The 1,305-nt window shown below is 36.9% G+C and carries 2 protein-coding genes; one reads left to right on the forward strand and one right to left on the reverse strand.

Features of this window, described 5'->3' with window-relative positions:
* The first annotated feature begins 190 nt into the window (after positions 1-190).
* Complete coding sequence (locus MV985_RS09360) at positions 191-763, forward strand: ribbon-helix-helix domain-containing protein (RefSeq protein WP_297465642.1); 573 nt, start codon at positions 191-193, stop codon at positions 761-763.
* Between the two features lie 126 nt (positions 764-889).
* Here the strand turns inward: MV985_RS09360 and MV985_RS09365 are convergent, their stop codons facing one another.
* The gene (locus MV985_RS09365; protein ID WP_297465644.1) at positions 890-1,114 is read right to left on the reverse strand and encodes a hypothetical protein; all 225 of its coding nucleotides are present in this window, start codon (positions 1,112-1,114) and stop codon (positions 890-892) included.
* Between the last annotated feature and the right edge of the window lie 191 nt (positions 1,115-1,305).

Consider the following 1,305-nt stretch of genomic DNA (forward strand, 5'->3'; position numbering starts at 1 on the left):
GGAAAGGTTAAAGACTATGCTTGCCCACCTTTAATTTTCCTATCAGGAAAACCTCGAATTTCCTTATTTCGATATGGTTTCCCGTCCTTTCTTAATAGCTTCCAAATCTCCCGAGCACGTCCAAGTAGGTCTAAAAATTTTCCAAAAAACTTATAGGAGATTTAAATCTTATTTTGGTAAGATAAAAACTATGCCGAGACCTAAAAAACCGGAGGAGAAAAAGAAGAGGAAAATTTCTATAACAATCGACCCAGAGTTGTTAGAGGAGCTAAAAAGAGACGCTGAAATTAAAGGTTTAAGCCTCTCCGAATACATAGAGCAACAGCTTAGGTCAAAAAACACTATTTCTTGGGATATTAAAGAATTCGGTCGGTTTATTCAAGCTATAAATTCCTATAACGGCTATGTAGTTGACTATAACTTAGGGCTAACACCTGGTTTTAAGAATTTTAAACATTTAGAATATTCCCTCGAAAACAAAACTATCACGGTAGAATTTTGGCTAAAAAACTCCAAAGGAGGAGCTAATAAACACAAAGTCGTTTTAGATTTCTCTTGGTGCTGGGATTGTCCAAGTCCTTATGTAAATATCAAGCTTTATGGGTGGGACGATAAAAAGAAAGAATGGTTCGAAATGGGAGAAAGAAGTATTTTTGCAGTAGATGGTGAAAGAATTTTCAACACTATTTTGGAAATTCGTAGAGATTTTTGGTTAAAACTTAAAACTTTCCGAGAAGAAAAGAAAAAATCCCAAAAGGATTAATTTACCCCAAACCTTTAAGCGTGTTTTTCCTTTTCCCTTCTTTTTAGCTCTTTATGTGCCAAAAACAAAGCTGTTATTCCCACTACAGCACCGGCTATTATTACCAAAATCACGGCTGTCGTCATCTTACTCCTCCTTCTGTTCCTCTTTTTCTTTTAATCTCTCCCCGTAGTCAATTAAAAATATGCCTAACCCTATAAAGAGGAAAAATCCAAATATCCCCCAAAAGGCTAAAGTTAAAGATAACTTCCCCGACACAAAAGGTTGAACTACTACCGTTCCTATTAATAACAACGAGAGGTTAAAAAATGTTTTTCCCAGCTCCTCAAAGACTTTTCCCTTTAACCGCATTTACCTTCCAACTCTTAAGGTTTTAATCCTCTTCAAACCAAAGACGGTATAGTTCATCGTCATCACCGCCGGGAGGTTTTATATCCTCATCCCTCTCTTTGACTTCCTTTTCCCAATCCCCGAAGAGGAGGTTGTAAAATTCATCTTTTTCCCCTTCGAAAGGTTCTTCAATTTCCACTTCCGCGGTGGGT

Origin of the sequence: Thermococcus sp., from assembly GCF_027012695.1 — an archaeon.
GTDB lineage: Archaea > Methanobacteriota_B > Thermococci > Thermococcales > Thermococcaceae > Thermococcus.

What these genes read in the sequence shown, in the direction of transcription:
- MV985_RS09360 (WP_297465642.1), top strand. Translation starts at nt 191, where the DNA reads ATGCCGAGACCTAAAAAACCGGAGGAGAAAAAGAAGAGGAAAATTTCT.
- MV985_RS09365 (WP_297465644.1), bottom strand. Translation starts at nt 1,114, where the DNA reads ATGCGGTTAAAGGGAAAAGTCTTTGAGGAGCTGGGAAAAACATTTTTT.